The 17,148-nt window shown below is 65.9% G+C and carries 14 protein-coding genes and 1 pseudogene; 4 read left to right on the top strand and 11 right to left on the bottom strand.

The window, feature by feature from the left end; all coding sequences use genetic code 11:
- Window positions 1-97: 97 nt before the first annotated feature.
- Genes aftB through glf form a run of 5 tightly spaced genes read right to left on the bottom strand, consistent with a single transcriptional unit; the run spans window position 98 to window position 6,633 of the window.
- The gene (gene aftB / locus AC5Y5W_RS13095; protein WP_500012871.1) at window positions 98-2,071 is read right to left on the bottom strand and encodes a terminal beta-(1->2)-arabinofuranosyltransferase; all 1,974 of its coding nucleotides are present in this window, start codon (window positions 2,069-2,071) and stop codon (window positions 98-100) included.
- Window positions 2,055-2,969, bottom strand: a complete 915-nt coding sequence (locus tag AC5Y5W_RS13090; RefSeq protein ID WP_500012853.1) for a decaprenyl-phosphate phosphoribosyltransferase — start codon at window positions 2,967-2,969, stop codon at window positions 2,055-2,057. Before AC5Y5W_RS13090 ends, aftB begins: the two co-directional genes overlap by 17 nt.
- Window positions 2,962-3,513: a phosphatase PAP2 family protein gene (locus AC5Y5W_RS13085; protein ID WP_500012851.1), complete on the bottom strand. Its 552-nt coding sequence runs from the start codon at window positions 3,511-3,513 to the stop codon at window positions 2,962-2,964. Before AC5Y5W_RS13085 ends, AC5Y5W_RS13090 begins: the two co-directional genes overlap by 8 nt.
- The gene (locus AC5Y5W_RS13080) at window positions 3,506-5,443 is read right to left on the bottom strand and encodes a glycosyltransferase (protein WP_500012849.1); all 1,938 of its coding nucleotides are present in this window, start codon (window positions 5,441-5,443) and stop codon (window positions 3,506-3,508) included. Before AC5Y5W_RS13080 ends, AC5Y5W_RS13085 begins: the two co-directional genes overlap by 8 nt.
- Window positions 5,440-6,633: a UDP-galactopyranose mutase gene (glf, locus tag AC5Y5W_RS13075; RefSeq protein WP_500012847.1), complete on the bottom strand. Its 1,194-nt coding sequence runs from the start codon at window positions 6,631-6,633 to the stop codon at window positions 5,440-5,442. Before glf ends, AC5Y5W_RS13080 begins: the two co-directional genes overlap by 4 nt.
- 288 nt (window positions 6,634-6,921) lie before the next feature.
- Here glf and AC5Y5W_RS13070 point away from each other — a divergent pair, with 288 nt between their 5' ends.
- Together AC5Y5W_RS13070 and AC5Y5W_RS13065 are read left to right on the top strand one after the other, a co-directional pair.
- Complete coding sequence (locus AC5Y5W_RS13070) at window positions 6,922-7,872, top strand: hypothetical protein (protein ID WP_500022363.1); 951 nt, start codon at window positions 6,922-6,924, stop codon at window positions 7,870-7,872.
- A gap of 160 nt (window positions 7,873-8,032) precedes the next feature.
- Window positions 8,033-9,655 (top strand): N-acetylmuramoyl-L-alanine amidase, encoded by a 1,623-nt coding sequence (locus tag AC5Y5W_RS13065; RefSeq protein WP_500012843.1) that lies wholly within the window; start codon window positions 8,033-8,035, stop codon window positions 9,653-9,655.
- Between the two features lie 5 nt (window positions 9,656-9,660).
- On the opposite strand, the gene AC5Y5W_RS13060 is transcribed toward AC5Y5W_RS13065, so the two are convergent.
- From AC5Y5W_RS13060 to AC5Y5W_RS13045, 4 genes and pseudogenes are all read right to left on the bottom strand, one after another.
- A complete protein-coding gene (locus AC5Y5W_RS13060; protein ID WP_500012842.1) occupies window positions 9,661-10,476 on the bottom strand; it encodes an HAD family hydrolase in 816 nt (271 codons plus the stop codon).
- 34 nt (window positions 10,477-10,510) lie between these two features.
- Window positions 10,511-11,092: pseudogene (locus tag AC5Y5W_RS13055) on the bottom strand (lysophospholipid acyltransferase family protein); the annotation flags it as partial.
- 55 nt (window positions 11,093-11,147) lie between these two features.
- Window positions 11,148-11,897: a lysophospholipid acyltransferase family protein gene (locus tag AC5Y5W_RS13050; protein ID WP_500012840.1), complete on the bottom strand. Its 750-nt coding sequence runs from the start codon at window positions 11,895-11,897 to the stop codon at window positions 11,148-11,150.
- A 4-nt stretch (window positions 11,898-11,901) separates the two neighbouring features.
- A complete protein-coding gene (locus AC5Y5W_RS13045; RefSeq protein WP_500012838.1) occupies window positions 11,902-12,684 on the bottom strand; it encodes a lysophospholipid acyltransferase family protein in 783 nt (260 codons plus the stop codon).
- 295 nt (window positions 12,685-12,979) lie between these two features.
- On the opposite strand from AC5Y5W_RS13045, the gene AC5Y5W_RS13040 reads away from it, so the two are divergent.
- Window positions 12,980-14,530: a Rieske 2Fe-2S domain-containing protein gene (locus AC5Y5W_RS13040; protein WP_500012836.1), complete on the top strand. Its 1,551-nt coding sequence runs from the start codon at window positions 12,980-12,982 to the stop codon at window positions 14,528-14,530.
- Entirely contained in the window at window positions 14,527-14,868 is a 342-nt protein-coding gene (locus tag AC5Y5W_RS13035; protein ID WP_500012834.1) for a hypothetical protein, read from the top strand. Before AC5Y5W_RS13040 ends, AC5Y5W_RS13035 begins: the two co-directional genes overlap by 4 nt.
- On the opposite strand, the gene AC5Y5W_RS13030 is transcribed toward AC5Y5W_RS13035, so the two are convergent.
- Both AC5Y5W_RS13030 and AC5Y5W_RS13025 read right to left on the bottom strand, forming a co-directional pair.
- Window positions 14,865-16,427: a phytoene desaturase family protein gene (locus AC5Y5W_RS13030; RefSeq protein WP_500012832.1), complete on the bottom strand. Its 1,563-nt coding sequence runs from the start codon at window positions 16,425-16,427 to the stop codon at window positions 14,865-14,867. The genes AC5Y5W_RS13035 and AC5Y5W_RS13030 overlap by 4 nt on opposite strands.
- Window positions 16,428-16,484: 57 nt before the next feature.
- Window positions 16,485-17,090, bottom strand: a complete 606-nt coding sequence (locus tag AC5Y5W_RS13025) for a TetR/AcrR family transcriptional regulator (RefSeq protein WP_500012830.1) — start codon at window positions 17,088-17,090, stop codon at window positions 16,485-16,487.
- Window positions 17,091-17,148: the final 58 nt, after the last annotated feature.

Genomic DNA, 17,148 nt, shown 5'->3' with positions numbered 1-17,148 from the left:
CGTTGCTGTCGGAGGCAACGCGGTTCTGGTGCTGCCGCGGCAAGCGAGTGGCCAAAATTTTCTGCGGAATGACCGTCGGGGAGCGTCGCGGCGGGGCTCACGGGCCTGCCGCCGGCAACCCCGTGTAGGGGGCCACGCCGGATTCCGGTACTTCGAGTCCACACCTGAGCAGCTCATAGCGCGGGACACGGTCGATTCGATATTTGGTGAACTCGTAGGCGTGCAAGAAGTTCGACAGGAACCGACGCGGGCCCATCGGGCTGCGCACCGAATTCAGCACTGCCTGGGTTGCTGGGCAGTGCAGTGCTGCCTCGGCTTGGGTGACCCACTGCGCGTCAAGGTATCCCGGAACGCCCGGATACCACTTGACCCACGGGCCGTCGGCGATCACCCAGTCCGGGAACAGGTTCTTGTCGTGACCGATGCGGCCGTACTGCAACCGCGCGGTATGGGCGGCCAACGGATTGGCCAATCCGATCTGGTCGAGCACCCTGATGTCCAAGCCGACGTTCATGCTCAACATGCCGAGGTTGGTGAAAAAGACGGCGTGCGGCGCCTTTTGAGGTGCGCCGGTTGCCGACGGCGGGATCGGTGGCACCAGATCCCAGCGGTCGTAGTCGCCGGAGGGCAGCAGTAGCGCCCCTTCCGGGGTGTTATTGAGCGCCACCAGCACCGCGCGCATCCGTGGATAGTCCAGGTAGTCAGCGGCGGTCAGCGGATGTGCATGCCCGGTCGCCTGCGCGTAGAAGCGGCGCTCGTCGACGATGCCGGAGTAGGTGACGCGGGTGGCGCCGTCGCCCATTCCCGGCGAGTTCGCGGCCCACAGCGACCAGCCTGCGACCGCCAGCCACAGCGCGCTGATCGCCCCAGCCAGCCAGTAACCGGTCTCCCGGGAGAACTTCGTGCCGTCGGGAAACATCACCGGCACCACGGCCACCGGTGCCAGCAGACAAACAATCGGCACCAGCAGGACCCGCCCGTGCATGAAGTCGCCGCCCTGCCGGATCCAGTACAGGGCCTGCAGCAACCCACTGAACACAATGAAGGCCACCGCGGCGGCCGGGCTTTGCACGGTGCGCGCCAACCGTCCGTAGCCGGCTGGCGGTGCGTGTCGAATCCACCAGGGCCGACCACGGGTGGTCAACAACAACAGACCCAGCGCCAACAACAGCAGGGCGGGAACCCACAACGCATAGGGCTGGTTGAAGTTGGACAGATAAATCAGGCCGTGCGGCCATTTGTCACCGGCTGCGTCCTTGGCCAGCGCCGTGCTGGGGAACAGCAGCGCGTAATAGCCCATCCGGAAGATCTGATACGCCACCGGAAGCAGCCCGCCGGACACCACGATCAGCAACCGCCACCGCCAACCCTGTGCAGCGACCAGCATCATGATCAACGCCAGACCACCGATCAGCGCCAGTTCGGGACGCACCAGGACGCTTAAGCCCGCGACGAACGCCATTACGCCAATGAAGATTCGGCCCGGCGGATGCGATCGCAGCGCCTGCGACCAGCAGACCATCAGCCACCAAAGCAGCCCGAGGTAGGCCAGCACCAGGCCGCTTTCCAGCCCGGATGTGGCGAAATCGCGCGCCGGCGGTATCGCGATGTAAACCAGCGCGCCGGCCGGCAGCATCACCGCTCGTCGCTCCAGCAGGCTGGGCGCGTACAGCCGGCCCGTTCCCAACATCAGCAGCGCCATGCCCAGCAGGCTCAGCACCAGCGCCAGCGTCAGCGCCACGTATTCCATCCGCATCGGCCCGGCCAGCCAGCTTCCCGCATAGACCAGATAGGTCCACACCACCGAGGTGTTGGCCTCCACCCGTTCGCCCGCGTTGAACACCGGCCCGTTGCCGGCCAGCAGGTTGCGCACCGTCCGCAACACGATCAGCCCGTCGTCGGCGATCCACCGCCGCTGCCAGGCCCCCCAGCCGAACAGCACGGTGACCACCGCGACGCTCACCCACAAGCTGACCCGAACCGTCGTGTCGTAAGGAAACACCGGCCGGCCCGCCGGCGCCGACGCCGACCGGCGAGACGAGACCGGCGCGGCGCTAGCCGAACGCAACAGCAGCACCAACTGTTCCTATCCACGCCAGAAACAGCAGCTGTAACACCCGGTCACGCAACGCAATATCTTCCGGTTCCCCGGCCAGCCCGCCGTCGACGTCGACCGCATACCGCAGGATCGCGATCGTGAACGGGACCATCGACAGCGCGAACCAGGTGCCCGAGTAGCGGTCGCGCTCGAACGCCCACAGCCCGTAACACACCACCAACGCGGTCGCCGACATCGTCCAGACGAAGCGGAGATAGGTGCTGGTATAGCTCTCCAGCGATTTGCGGATCTTGGCCCCGGTGCGCTCGGCCAGTTGCAACTCCGCGTAGCGCTTGCCGGCCCCCATGAACAGCGACCCGAACGCCATCATCAACAAAAACCATTGCGACAGATAAATATCGGCGGCCACACCGCCGGCGATGGCACGGATCAAAAACCCCGAGGAGACGATGCAGATGTCGATCACCGCTTGGTGTTTGAGACCGAAGCAGTAGGCCAACTGCAGTCCGAGGTAGACGGCCATCACCACCGCCAGATTCGGCGTCAGCCACCAGGAGATGCCGAGCGAGACCACCCCGAGCACCGCCGCCAGGGTGTAGGCCAGCCACTCGGGCACCACACCGGCGGCGATCGGCCGGAACTGCTTGGTGGGATGCTGCCGGTCGGCCTCGACATCGCGGACGTCGTTGATCAGGTAGATCGACGATGCAGCCAGGCAGAACACCACGAACGCGACGGCTTCCTGGCGTGCCACGTCGACGTAGTCGTAATGGACGTCGGTGCCCAACGCGGCCACCGGGGCCGCCAGCACCAAGATGTTCTTCACCCATTGGCGCGGGCGGATCGCCTTGACGACTCCGACGATCAGGTTGGCCGGAGGTCCGGTCACCGGCACCACGTCCTCACCCATTCGGCACCTCACCTTTGAGCCGGCCGTCAACCCGCATGGTGACCGCTGCGACGGCGGCGCCAACGCCGACGCCGACGGCCACGTCGCTCGGATAGTGCACCCCCAGCAGCATCCGGGACAACGCCATCGGTGGCACCAGCAGGGCCGGCAGCGGTGACCCGGTGACCCGGGCCAGCAGGATTGCCGCAGCGGTGGTGGACGTGGCGTGCGCGGACGGAAAGCTCAGCCGACTCGGTGTGCCGACGTTCACTGCGACCGCCGGATGATCCGGGCGGGTGCGTCGCGCCAGCCGCTTGATCAGCACGGCCGCCGCATGCGCGGCGAAGGCTCCGGCCCCGACCCGCAGCCACGCCCGGCGCCGCCGCGGCTGCAGGAGCGCGCCGAGCGCTGAGGCAGCCAGCCAGCCGATGCTGTGCTCACCGAAATGCGATAGACCCCGCGCCGCGGCCAGCGTTCCCGGCCGATCGGCCAGCGCTGCTTGGACAGCCACCAACACAGCAAGTTCGCCACGCGGCGCGGCAGTTTCGGCCACGACGTCAGCCATCGCGAGGCACGCTGTCTGCCGTGTCTTTTCGGGCCCGGGGGGACGGCCCGCTGGCGGCGAACAGCACCGTCTCCCACTTCTGCTTGCTGGACAGCACCGGCAAGGCTTCGCGGTAGACGCGGCGCATCTCGTCGAACCGACTGGCCAGCCGGCGCTGACGGCGCAGCGATTGCCACAACAAGCTGAACATCTTCGCCCGGTCGCGCTGGCGGTAGACCACGCCGCGGCCGTCGGCCGTTGTGACGGTGGCGCCGTCGAGCGTGCACAGTTTGAACCACCGGGCGTCCTGGGTCGGCACGTTCAACTGCGGACGCTGGTGGTGTCGGGGGTCGGCCTTGGTGAGGTTGTGCAGCGTCCCGCGGGCCAGCCGGTAGCTGATGGCCAGGGGGTTCACCGGCGGCTTCATCTGGGTGTTTTTGCGTGACGGCGCCGGCAGTTCGCTGGCCGCCGGCAACACCACCGCATCTGGATAGGCTTTACGCAGCCGGTGCACCTCCGGTAGCGCGGATTCCAGGATCGAGAAGATGTGCTCCGGGCCGGCCAGGAAGTCGTCGATCGCCCTGTTTTGAATTGCGACCGTCGAATACTCCAGGCAGGCAAGGTGTTTCAGCGTGGCTTTCAGGTGGCTGCGCAGCAGGCCGATGATGTCGCCGTCCCAGTGCATGGCTGCCACCACCAACCGGTTACGCAGATGGAAGTAGGCCTGCCAGTCGATGGCGTCGTCCTTGTCGCTCCACGCCATGTGCCAGATCGCGGCGCCGGGCAGCGTGGCGGTGGGGTAGCCGTGTTCCGCGGCCCGCAGGCCGTAGTCGGCGTCGTCCCATTTGATGAACAGTGGCAGTGGTTGACCCAGTTCTTCGGCGACCTGCCGCGGGATCATGCACGTCCACCAGCCGTTGAAGTCGGCGTCGATGCGCCGGTGCAGCAGGTTACTGCGAATGTTCTTGTCGCTCAGGGAATATTCAGCGAAGTCGTGGTCATACTCTGCGTGCGGCGCCGCGGTCCACATGAACTTCGACCGATCGACGACCTCACCCATGATGTGCAGGTGGGACGGCTCTTGCAGGTTGAGCATCTGGCCGCCCACCAACATCGGCGACTTGGCGAAGCGGTGCAATGCCAGCACCCGCAAGATGGTGTCGGGCTCGATGCGGATGTCATCGTCCATGAACAGGATCTGCTGGCAGTCGGTGTTTTTCAGTGCCTCGTACATCACCCGGCTGTATCCGCCGGAACCGCCCAAGTTGGGCTGGTCATGGATCGAAAGCCGGTTGCCCAGTGCGGCGGCAGCTTCGGGGAAATCGGGGTGGTTACGGGCCTTCGTAGTACCTTGGTCGGGCACGATCACGGCACCGATCACGTTGTCCACCAATGGGTCCGACGTGAGCTCACGCAGTGCGCTGACGCAGTCGGCGGGCCGGTTGAAGGTGGGGATGCCGACCGCGATATTGGCCACGCCCGGCGCCGGCGCCGGCGCATACCAGCCGGCGCTGTGCAAGGTGACGTCGCTGTCGGTGGTGATGTCGAACCAGACCCAGCCACCGTCCTCGAACGGCTGCAGGCCGATCTCGAATTCGATCACCGCCGCCTGGTCGGCGTCGCTGGCAAATCCGCGCCCCTCGACGAAAATCCGGGCTCCGGTGGCCTTGGTCCGATACACGTCGACCCGCCCGGCGCCGGTCAGCTCGGCGCGCAGCACCACGGTCGTCAGCGTCGTCCAGCGCCGCCAGTAGCTGGCCGGAAAAGCGTTGAAATAGCTGGCGAACGACACCTGAGACTCGGTGCCGATCTGCAGCGAGGTACGCGTCGCGGCGTGCGCCCGTCGAGCGTTGGTCGTCGACTCCTCCAGGTATAGCTTGCGCACGTCGAGCGGTTCGCCCGGGCGCGGCAAGATGACACGGGCCAGTAGGCTCACGGCTTTCTCACTCATCCGCGGATGCTTTCCTCTAACGGCAGGCCATCGCGCAGGTGCGGCGCAACAACGTTGTCGTACATGTTCAGTGCGCTGGCAATGGCCATGTGCATGTCGAGATATTGATAGGTGCCCAGGCGTCCTCCGAAGAGCACTTTCGACGACGCCGTCTCGGCTTTGGCCCTGGCGCGGTATGCGGTCAGCAGGGCGCGGTCGGCTTCGGTGTTGATCGGATAGTAGGGCTCGTCCTCGTCGTCCGCGAACCGCGAGTACTCCCGCATGATCACCGTCTTGTCGGTCGGGTAGTCCCGCTCGGGGTGGAAGTGGCGAAATTCGTGAATGCGGGTGTACGGCACGTCCGGATCGTTGTAGTTCATCACCGGCGTGCCCTGGAAATCTCCGGTGGGCAGCACTTCGACTTCGAAATCCAATGTGCGCCAACCTAAGTGTCCATCAGCGTAGCCGAAGTAGCGGTCCAGCGGGCCGGTGTAGACGACCGGAGCATCCGGATTGTCGGCGCGCAGCTCGTCTCGGACGTCGAACCAGTCGGTGTCCAGCCGTACCTCGATGCGGTCATCGGCGGCCATGTTCTGCAGCCACGCGGTGTATCCGTCGACCGGCAGCCCCTCGTAAGTGTCGTTGAAGTAGCGGTTGTCGAAGGTATAACGCACCGGCAAGCGGGTGATGTTGGCTGCGGGCAGCTCTTTGGGATCGGTTTGCCATTGCTTGGCGGTGTAGCCCTTGACGAACGCCTCGTAAAGCGGGCGTCCGATCAACGAGATTGCCTTTTCCTCGAGGTTCTGCGCGTCAGCGGTGTCGATTTCGGCGGCTTGCTGCGCGATCAGCTCGCGCGCCTGGTCAGGAGTGAAGTAGCGGCCGAAGAACTGCGAGACCAAGCCGAGGCCCATCGGAAACTGGTAGGCCTGCCCGTCGTGCAACGCAAACACGCGGTGCTGGTAACCGGTGAACTCGGTGAACTGTCGGACGTAGTCCCACACCCGCTTGTTGGATGTGTGGAACAGATGCGCGCCGTACTTGTGCACCTCTATCCCGGTCTGCGGGTCGGGCTCGGAGTACGCGTTACCGCCGATGTGTGGGCGCTTCTCGACGACCAGCACGCGCTTGTCGAGTTGGGTGGCCACACGCTCGGCGATCGTCAGGCCGAAGAAGCCGGAGCCGACGACAAAGAGGTCGAAACGAGAAGTCATCGGTTGCCTAGGGTATCCGACTGCGCGGCTCCAGCCCGCTACGCGGCTCCGGGAGTGCCGGGTTGAAGGTGACATACGTCGAGCGTCGCGCACAACAGCGAAGCCACACATGGCGAAACAGCGCCCGCGAGGTGACGAAGGTCGCGATTGGTTCACGATTCGATATCGCCACACTAGTCCCAACAGTCACATCAGTACCATCGATCACGTGGCCTGGTATTCAGGCTCCATGTCGCGCTTCACCGGCATGACACCGACGACCATGCAGTCCAGATTGAGGAGACTTCCGTGCCGAACCGACGTCGACGCAGGCTCTCGACGGCTATGAGCGCAGTCGCCGCTCTGGCGGTCGCAAGTCCTTTTGCTTATGTCACTGTCTGCCAGCTAGCGGCTGATTCCAAGCCGGCGCCCGATCATCAGGAGTTCGTGCAGGCGGCCGTCATGACGGATCTGCCCAACGAACTGATGTCCGCCCTGACCCAAGGACTTTCACAGTTCGGGATCAATATGCCGCCGGTGCCGAGCCTGGGCGGCAGTCCCGCGGCGGTCTCGTCGGGCCTGACCAGTCCTGGCCTGACCAGTCCCGGTTTGACTTCGCCGGGCCTGACCGCGCCGGGTCTCACCGATCCGAGTCTGGCCACCCCCGGCCTGACCACGCCGGATGCCACCCCTGGTCTCACGACGCCGGGTCTGACCACGCCGGGCGCCACCCCTGGTCTCACGACGCCGGGTCTGACCACGCCCGGCGTGACGCCGGGCACGACGCCGGGTCTTACGACGCCAGGCCTGACTCCGGGTGCCACGCCGGGTCTGACCACGCCGGGTCTTACCGATCCGAGTCTGACCAACCCGGGCCTGACGACGCCGGGGCTGACCAACCCGGCCGGGTTGACACCTGGGCTGACCAGTCCCGCGGGTATCGATCCGTCGCTGACCAGCCCGGCTGGGACGCTGCCTGGCCTGACGTCACCCGGAGAGGTGCCGATCAGCGCACCGATCGGATTGGATCCGGGCCTCGGCGGGACGTACCCGATCCTGGGCGATCCGTCCTTGGGTGCCGCACCGGCAGCCGCATCGGGTGGCAGCGGCGGAATCGTCAACGACATGATGAGCGCCGCCAACCAACTGGGTGCCAGCCAGGCCATCGACCTGCTCAAGGGGCTGGTGATGCCGTCGATCTCGCAGGCTATGCAGGGCGCCGCACCGGCCGCAGCCGCCGTGCCGGTACCAACCCCTTAACGGAGTTCTGAGGTAAGGACCTGCCCCCTGACGGCACCGCAGAGTGAGCCCCGCGTTCGCGGCCAGACTCTGCGGTGCCGTTACCAGGCGGGCTAACTTCCCTCACTCCGGTGCCGTGTCGTATCACAGGCAACATAGGTCACATAAGTAACATCGGTTCGTGCCGCTCCGCCGCCATCCGCCCAGGCTGCTGTTCACCGCGATCGCGGCAACGGCCGTCATCCTGCCGTGGGCGGCGGCTCCGACTCGGCAACCCGGGGATCATCCGCCGGGTGGAGACACGCACCTGAGCCAGCAGCCACTGATCGGCGTTGGTGGCGGCGTCACGGTCCGCGAAATCAGCCAGCCCACACCTTTTTCGATGGTGGCGCTGACCGGCGGAGACCTCACCGGAACCTCCGCGCGGGTGCGCGCCAAGCGCGTCGACGGTTCCTGGGGCCGCTGGTATGACACCGAGACGCTGGGCCCCGACGGCGCCGATGGGGCGTCGCCGCACGTCGCGCGCGGCACCGAGCCGGTTTTCGTCGGCACCACAACCGCCGTGCAGATCGCAGTCAGCCGACCGGCCGGCGCGCCGGTGACTTCGCCGCCACCGAGTGCGACGGCCGCCAAGCCCGACCTCGGTTACCTGCCGGCGACGCTCGAACAACCGCTGCCGCAAAATCTCTCCGCGATCCTGATTTCGCCCCCGCAGGCGCCGGCCGATCCGCAGTGGACGCCGCCGACGGCGATCATCGCGCCAGGCCAGCCACCCAACGTCATCGGCCGCTCCCAATGGGGCGCCGACGACGTGGTGCGGTGCCACAACCCGCCGTACCACGATCGGCTGCATGCGAGCGTGGTACACCACACCGCCGAGAGCAACGATTATGAGCCGGAGGACTCGGCCCGGATCGTTCAGGCGATCTACGCCTACCACACCAGAATGCTGGGCTGGTGCGACATCGCCTACAACGCGCTGGTCGACAAATACGGGCAGGTATTCGAGGGGCGCGCCGGTGGGCTCACCGGCCCGGTGACGGGCGATCACACCGGCGGGTTCAACCGCGGCACCTGGGGCGTGGCGATGATCGGCAACTTCGACGACGTGCCGCCGACGCCGATTCAGTTGCGCACCATCGGCAGGCTGCTCGGCTGGCGGCTCGGCCTGGATCACGTCGACCCCTTGGGAACGGTCACGCTGACCTCGGCCGGCGGGGCCAACACCCATTTCGCGGCGGGGGCCACGCCCACACTGCCGACAATTTTCAGTCATCGAGACGTCAGCAACACCGACTGCCCGGGACACCTCGCCTACCCGCTGATGCCCGAGATTCGCAATACCGCTGCCCGGTTCAACGACCCGCCCGGGCCTGCTGACTTGGCGGCAGCGCTGGACGGCGGGGCGATCCACGCCCGATGGCAGGAAATGGGCGGAGCGAACGGCGCGCTGGGGGAGCCGACCTCGCCAGAAGCCGTCGCGGCCGGCTCCGCGCGGTATGCGACTTTCGACCATGGCGCGATGTACTGGTCGCCGGAAACCGGTGCGCAACCGGTGACCGGCGCCATCTACGAGGCCTGGGCCTCGCTGGGTTACGAGCGGGGCGTGCTCGGCCTGCCGACCAGTGCCGAGATTCAAGAACCGCTGTGGATCAAACAGAACTTCCAGCACGGCACGTTGAACTTCGACCGGGAGGATGGCCGCATCACCCGGGTCATCGACGGCGTCGCGGAGGTACTGCCACCGACCTCACCGGAAGGTCCGCCGGTACAACTCGAGCGCTTCTCGCCCCTGGTCGGCTAGACCCGTTACAGCCACCACCGTTCCAAGACGCGCGCCACGCCGTCGTCGGTGTTCGGTGCCGTGACCTCGTTGGCGGCGGCCATGACCTTGGGATGAGCGTTGCCCATCGCCACGCCATGCCCCGCGCGCAACAGCATCGGCACGTCGTTGGGCATGTCGCCGAAAGCCACCACATCGTCGTCGGTGATGCCCAGTGGCTGGGCCAGCTCGTCGATGCCAGTGGCTTTGCTGATGCCGGGCGGCACGATCTCGATCAGGCCATTGTTGGTGGAGTACGTGATGTCGCCCTCGACGCCCAGGTGTTTGGTCAATTCGGCTGCCATGTCCTCGCTGCGGGCACCGGCCTTACGGATCAGCAATTTGACCGCGGGCGCGCTGAGCAGATCTTCGATGGACACTTCGGTGTTGTCCGGGTTGAGCCAGGCGTGCTCGTAGCCCGGCGAGCTGATGAATTGTGGTGTGGCGGTGTCGTGCGCCCGGCTGCCGATCCTCTCGACGGCCAGTCCGGCGCCCGGGATGGCGCGAGCGGCGATGTCGGCCAGCTCCCCCAGTAAATCCACTGACAGCGTTCGGGCCGACACCACGCGGTCTGTCGCCGGGTCGTAGATGACGGCGCCGTTGGCGCACACCGCCATCGGGGCGAACCCCAGCGCATCGACGACCGGTTTCACCCAGCGCGGCGGACGTCCGGTGGCCAAGACGAACTGCGCACCGGCGGCGACGGCGGCGCGCACCGCCTGCCGGGTACGCGGAGTGATCGCGTCTGCATTGTTGACCAGGGTGCCGTCCACGTCGCAGGCGATGAGCGCCGGCAGTGTCATGGGCGGGTCACCGGGCGGAGCCCGTTGTTCCCGGCTTCCGCAGCGTGGTGTTGAGCTGCTCAACGTCGCCGGATGGCGGCAGCGGCGTACCGGCGGTGACGGTGATTGGGATCTTGTTGCGGAACACGTTCTTTGGGTGATCTTTGGGCCAGATCCGATGTGCACCCCAGACGATCAGCGGAATGATCTGCACCTGCGCTGCCAGCGCCAACCGGGCCGCGCCGGTCTTGAATGGGCGGAGTTCGAAGCTGCGGCTGATCGTGGCCTCGGGATGCAGCCCGACGAGTTCGCCGCGCTTCAACTCCTGCACGGCCAGTGCGTAGGCGTCCGAACCGTGCTGGCGGTCCACCGGGATCAGCTTGGCGTGGCGGATTACGTAGTTGACTGCCGCAACGTCCTGCATCTCGGCTTTGATCATGAACCTCAGCCGACGCCGCCGTTGAATTGCGGCCAGCGACGCCGGCAGCCAGTCCACATAACTAGTGTGGTTGAGGGCGATCAGAGCACCGCCGCGGGCGGGGATGTTCTCCAAGCCGTGGTAGGTGATCTTGGTCCCGTTAGCGGCGACCACCGGCGGGACGATCATTTCCATCAAGCGGAAAAATGGTTCTGCCATCGCATTCTCCTGCTCTTCAGGCCGCTCGGCGAGCGGACTATTCGGCTCGCCGGTTTCATCGGTCACCGTCCGCACGCTTGCGCGCCCGCTCGGCCAGTTCGGCCTCTTCGAGAACTTGGGCCTCGGCCAACGTTGGGGCACCGCCACCGAGCCGCCGTGGTACCCAGTACGCACCCTCGGGATGTGGATAGTCCTCCTGTACTCGGTGCAGCACCGCCGTCATTTCGTCGCGCAATTCGGATTCGAGCGCCTCGACGTCACCATGCGGCAACAGTGATGGACCGGCCGCCACGGTGATGGGGATCTTTTTACGGCCGAGGTTTCTGGGGTGGTCTTTGGTCCAGATCCGCTGAGCGCCCCACACGATCAGCGGAACGATCGGTACCTGCGCGTCCAGCGCCATCCGGGCGGCACCGGTCTTGAAATCCTTGAGTTCGAAGCTGCGGCTGATTGTCGCCTCGGGCATCAATCCCACCACTTCGCCCTCACGCAGCCGCTGGACGGCGACCGCATAGGCGTCGGCTCCCGCGCCGCGGTTCACCGGGATGGTCTTGGTGTGCTTGATCAGGAAATTGACCGACTTCACCTGCTGCATCTCGGCTTTGATCATGTACCGGATGCGCCGCCCGCGGTCATGCACGGCGAGGGCGGCCGGCAGCCAGTCGACATAGCTGGTGTGGTTGATGGCGATCACCGCGCCGCCGGCCTGGGGAATGTTGTCCAGCCCCTGGTAGGTGATCGGGCTGCCCACCGCCTTAACCAGGGCTTTCGCGGTGATCTCGAGTGTGCGGAATACCGGTTCCATGCAGCTACTCCGGTGCCGCCTCCGAATCGGAGGCCCGCCGGGCGGCCTTGGCCGCGGCGCGCCGGGAGGCTTCCTCGGCGTCCAACCGGGCGGCCTCCGCCAGCGTTGGGGCGCCGCCGCCCAGCCGGTGCGGGACCCAGTACTCGCCCGCGGGGTGCGGTCCGTAGGAGTCTTGCACCCGCTCGAGCAGGTGCTGCATGCGCGAATGCAGCAACACGGTCAGGTCCGGCGCGGGCAGCGTCGGCATGATCGGTTCACCGACCGCCACCGTGATCGGCACCTTTGGCCGCAGCAGCTTTTTGGGATGGTCTTTGGTCCAGATCCGTTGGGCACCCCACACGATGTGCGGGACGATCGGCGCGTTGGCCGCAATGGCCATCCGGGCGGCACCGGACTTGAGTTCCTTGATCTCGAAGCTGCGGCTGATCGTCGCCTCGGGATAGACACCGACCAGCTCACCGGCCTGCAGCGCCGCAACCGCGGCCTCGAAGGAGGCGGCGCCACTATCGCGGTCCACCGGAATGTGCCGGCAGCCGCGCATGATCGGCCCGGTCATCCGGTGGTCGAACACTTCCTGCTTGGCCATGAATCGCACCTTGCGCCCGCGATGCTGCTTGTAGGCGGGCAGGCCGGCGAAGGTGAAGTCGAAATAGCTGGTGTGGTTGATTGCCACGACAGCCCCGCCGGTCTCCGGCAGGTGCTCCACGCCGCTGACGGTGAACCGCAACCCCTGTAATCGCCATGTCAAGCGGGCAAGCTGAATCACAGTCCCGTACACCGGTTCCACCTCACCAACCCTAGTGTTTTGCCGCTGTGCGAGTGCGCGGGTAGTCAACACGGCCGGCTGCGCCCGGCGCCGCCGCGCTGGCGATCGCCGCTGGGTTGTTGCGCCGACCCGCTGCGCCCGGCGCCGCCGCGCTGGCGATCGCCGCCGGTCTGATGGCGCCGACCCGCTGCGCCCGGCGCCGCCGCGCTTGCGATCGCCGCCGGTCTGATGGCGCCGACCCGCTGCGCCCGGCGCCGCCGCGCTTGCGATCGCCGCTAAGCTCGGGGCGGCACCATCCGCTCGTCGAAAGGGTTTAGTGCAGGTCACCAGCGTCGGTCATGCCGGCTTTCGGATCGAGACGCAGGCGGGCAGCATCCTGTGCGACCCGTGGGTCAACCCGGCCTACTTCGCGTCGTGGTTCCCCTTCCCGGACAACAGCGGGTTGGACTGGGACGTCCTGGGCGATTGCGACTACCTCTACGTCTCACACCTGCACAAAGACCACTTCGACGCCAGGCTGCTCAGTCGCCACGTCAACAAAGACGCTGTGGTGCTGTTGCCGGACTACCCGGTGCCCGACTTGCGTGACGAGCTGGCCAAGCTCGGATTTCATCGATTCTTCGAAACCACCGATTCGCATCTGCATCGGGTCAGCGGGCCAAAGGGCGAGCTGGAGGTCATGGTCATCGCCCTGCGCGCTCCCGCCGACGGGCCGATCGGGGATTCCGCGCTGGTGATTTCGGATGGCCTCACGACCGCTTTCAATATGAACGACGCCCGGCCGGTGGATCTCGACGCGCTGCATTCGGAGTTCGGCCATATCGACGTGCACATGCTGCAGTACTCCGGCGCGATCTGGTACCCGATGGTCTACGACATGCCCACCCGCGCCAAAGAGGCGTTCGGCACCCAGAAGCGGCAACGCCAAATGGACCGCGCCCGCGCTTACATCGCACAGGTCGACGCCACCTGGGTGATCCCGTCAGCGGGCCCGCCATGCTTCCTGGACCCCGAATTGCGGGACCTCAACGACGACCGCGGCGACCCGGCCAATATCTTTCCCGACCAGGTGGTCTTCCTCGACCAGATGAAGGCGCATGGTCATGACCGGGGTCTGCTGATGATGCCCGACTCCACCGCCGATTTTTCTGGCGCACAACTGATCTCATTGCGGCACCCGGTTCCTGAAGAACAGGTCGAGGCAATCTTCACCACCGGCAAAGCCGCGTATATCGCCGACTACGCCGAACGGATGGCACCGGTGCTGGCTGCCGAGAAGGCCGGCTGGGCACCGGCTGCCGGCGAGTCGTTGCTCGAGCCGTTGCGCGCGGTGTTCGAACCGATCATGCTTGGCAGTGACGAAATCTGCGACGGTATCGGCTATCCGGTCGAGCTGGTACTCGGCTCAGAAACCGTGGTTGTCGACTTCCCGAAACGCACTGTGCGCGAACCTATTCCCGAGGAAAAATTCCGGTACGGGTTTGCGATTCCGCCGGAGTTGGTCCGCACCGTACTGCGCGACGACGAGCCCGACTGGGTCAACACCATCTTCTTGTCCACCCGGTTTCAGGCGTGGCGAGTCGGCGGCTACAACGAATACCTTTACACGTTCTTCAAATGTCTGACCGATGAGCGGATCGCCTACGCCGACGGCTGGTTCGCCGAGACACATGACGACACCGCGACGATTACCCTGGATGGCTGGCAGATGCAACGACGCTGCCCGCACCTGAAGGCCGACTTGTCTAAATTCGGTGTGGTGGAGGGCAATACCTTGACCTGTAACCTGCACGGCTGGCAGTGGAACCTGGAAAACGGCCGCTGCCTCACGGCGCGCGGTCACGAGCTTAGGTGCGAGCGGCAGTGAGCACGTCCACGCAACATTACGACGACGGTCTGGTCCAGTTGGACCGCACCGCAATCACCTTGCGGCGTTATCATTTCCCTTCGGGCACCTCGAAAATTATTGCCCTGGAAAGGATTCGCGGATATCAGGCCGAGCCGCTCGGGATGCTCATGCACAGGTTCCGGATCTGGGGGAGTTCAGACCTTCGTCGCTGGCTGCCGCTGGACATTCGGCGGCCGTTGAAGTCGACATTGATCACGCTGGACGTACCGGGGATCCAGCTGCGCCCCGCGTTCACGCCGGAGGACCCGGAGCAGTTCACCGCATTGCTGGACGAACTGCTGGGCCGGTCGGGTTAGCAGCCGGCGTCAGCCAGCGCCTGGTGCGCGGCGTTGTAACCGGGAATAAAGGTGATGCCCGGCCCGCCGTGGCAGCCCGCACTGCCCAGGTACAGGCCCCGGATCGGGATCGGCTGGCCGGCAAAGCCGTTGGGACCTGGCCGGTTGGGGCCGATCTGATTCGCGTTCAACAGCCCGTGGCAGTAGTCGCCGCCCGGGGCGCCGAACATCACACCCATGTGCCTGGGCGTGAAGGTGGTGTGCCGGATGATGCTGCCTTCGAAATTCGGTGCGAGGCGGGTGATCTTGTCGATCACGCGCTGACCCATGTCAACCTTGGCCCGGCCGTAATCGGCATCCCCTTCGATCGGGAACCACAACGCGAATGCCGATGCCGCGTGTTTGCCGTCGGGGGCAAGGTCTGGATCGTTCTGCGACGGGATCTGCAACACCACGGTCGGGTCGGCCGGAACCGTCCCACGGCGGCAATCCTCCCACTGCTGCTGGACTTCTTCGGGTGTGCAGAACAAGCCGATCGACGCCTGCATGGCAGGGTCGTCGAGCGCCTCGTAGGGCGCGGCGAATCTGGGCGGCTCCTCCAGCGCGAAGTGCATCTGCAGGTAGCTGCCGCGATGGTCGATCCGCGCGTAGCGCTGCCGGATATCTGCGGACAGCGCGGCCGGATCGATCAACTCGTTGAGCGTGAGGTCGGGCGCGATGCCCGAGACGACGACAGGGGCGGTGATGGTGTCGCCCGCCTCGGTGCGTATGCCGTTGACCTGGCCGTCGGTGAGCAGGATCTCGGTCACCTTGGTACGTAGTCGAACTTCGCCGCCGTGGCTTTCCAGCAGTTGGCACAGATGCGAGGTGAGCGCGCCGATGCCGCCGCGCAGCTTCTTCATCTGCATGGTGTCGCCGTCGGGAACACCGAGTCCGAAGGCCAGCGCAGCCGCGCTGCCGGGCGTGGCCGGCCCGCGGTAGAGCGTGTTGACGGCCAGCACGGTCATCGATCCGCGTAGCGCGCCGTGTTTTTCGCGGTCCGGAAGATAGCGGTCCAAGACGTCGGTGACCGAGCCGAACAGCATGTCGTCGATGGCTGAACGTTCGAATTCGTTGGCGGCACAGGCATACATCTGATCAATCGTCTTCGGCGGTGTCCCAGCCTCGAACCGGCCCAGCGCGCGGGTGGGCGCCTGGCTCCAGGCCATCAACCCGGCCATGCCGTTGACGGCATCAGCGCCGTGCACATCGCTCAAGTGGGTGAATAGTTTGACCGGATCGCTGTACTGGACCAGTGGGTCGTCACCCACTCCGCGCAGCGCGACTGACATGACGTCCAGGTCGATCGTCGGCAAGGTGTCCAGTCCCAACGCTTCGACAACCACGGCCGCGGTCGGGAACTGCACCGAGCCGGCGATCTCGAATCGGTAGCCGTCGAACAACTCGACCGTGGAAGCCATACCGCCGGCGTAAAGCTTGGACTCCAGACACAACGTGCGCAGTCCCGCGCGTTGCAGCAGCACCGCCGCGGCCAACCCGTTGTGCCCGGCACCAATGACGATCGCGTCGTAATCGGCCATCCGCATGCCCTCCCTGACTCTGCAGCGCAGGCTGGCATGGATCGTTAGTTTTGTCAATTATGACGAAACTGGTCGCAGCACGCGCAGCCGAAGCGAGTCGAGCGCCGCCCGGCATAACCGGGCCAGTTCGGCCAGCGACCGGTCCTCGCCGAGCATCCAGACCTCCATCGCGCCGAACACCGCGGCGCCGATGCAGCGAGCAGTCACCGTGATCTGCAGCCGGTCATCCGGCGTACGGGGACCGTCGGGCGCCAGTCGCTCGACGATCGCATTGGCGAAGTCGGCCTCCACCTGGCGAATATGCCGCACGATGCGTCCAGGATCGAGTTCTTGGGCCCGCAGCGCGGCAATTCGGGTCACCGCCTCGACGTCGTAGGGAAACGCGAAGATCGCCGCCTGCACCGACTCGATGATCGACTCGTCGGGCCGACGTGCGTTCAGTGCGGTGCGAAACCAGTGCAAGCCGGCGTCGTAGTCGGCGAATAGCAGGTCGTGCTTGGAGGTGAAATGCCGGTAGAAGGTGCGCAACGACACCCCGGCATCGGCCGCGATCTGCTCGGCTGAGGTGTCTTCGACACCTTGGGCTAAGAACCGCACCAGTGCGGCCTGGCGCAAGGCCTCGCGAGTGCGTTCGCTGCGCGACGTCTGCGGCGGTCGGGCCATGCCGGTAACCTACCGTGCCGTTCCACCGCCCGAAATGTCAATATTGACAAAACTGTGT

The organism is Mycobacterium sp. NGS51 (assembly GCF_059812525.1).
This window is presented reverse-complemented; position numbering and strand designations above follow the sequence as displayed.

Coding starts and splice junctions, on each gene's coding strand:
- AC5Y5W_RS13090 (WP_500012853.1), bottom strand. CDS start 2,969: ATGGGTGAGGACGTGGTGCCGGTGACCGGACCTCCGGCCAACCTGATC.
- AC5Y5W_RS13085 (WP_500012851.1), bottom strand. CDS start 3,513: ATGGCTGACGTCGTGGCCGAAACTGCCGCGCCGCGTGGCGAACTTGCT.
- AC5Y5W_RS13080 (WP_500012849.1), bottom strand. CDS start 5,443: ATGAGTGAGAAAGCCGTGAGCCTACTGGCCCGTGTCATCTTGCCGCGC.
- glf (WP_500012847.1), bottom strand. CDS start 6,633: ATGACTTCTCGTTTCGACCTCTTTGTCGTCGGCTCCGGCTTCTTCGGC.
- AC5Y5W_RS13060 (WP_500012842.1), bottom strand. CDS start 10,476: ATGACACTGCCGGCGCTCATCGCCTGCGACGTGGACGGCACCCTGGTC.
- AC5Y5W_RS13050 (WP_500012840.1), bottom strand. CDS start 11,897: ATGGAACCGGTATTCCGCACACTCGAGATCACCGCGAAAGCCCTGGTT.
- AC5Y5W_RS13030 (WP_500012832.1), bottom strand. CDS start 16,427: ATGGCCGATTACGACGCGATCGTCATTGGTGCCGGGCACAACGGGTTG.
- AC5Y5W_RS13025 (WP_500012830.1), bottom strand. CDS start 17,090: ATGGCCCGACCGCCGCAGACGTCGCGCAGCGAACGCACTCGCGAGGCC.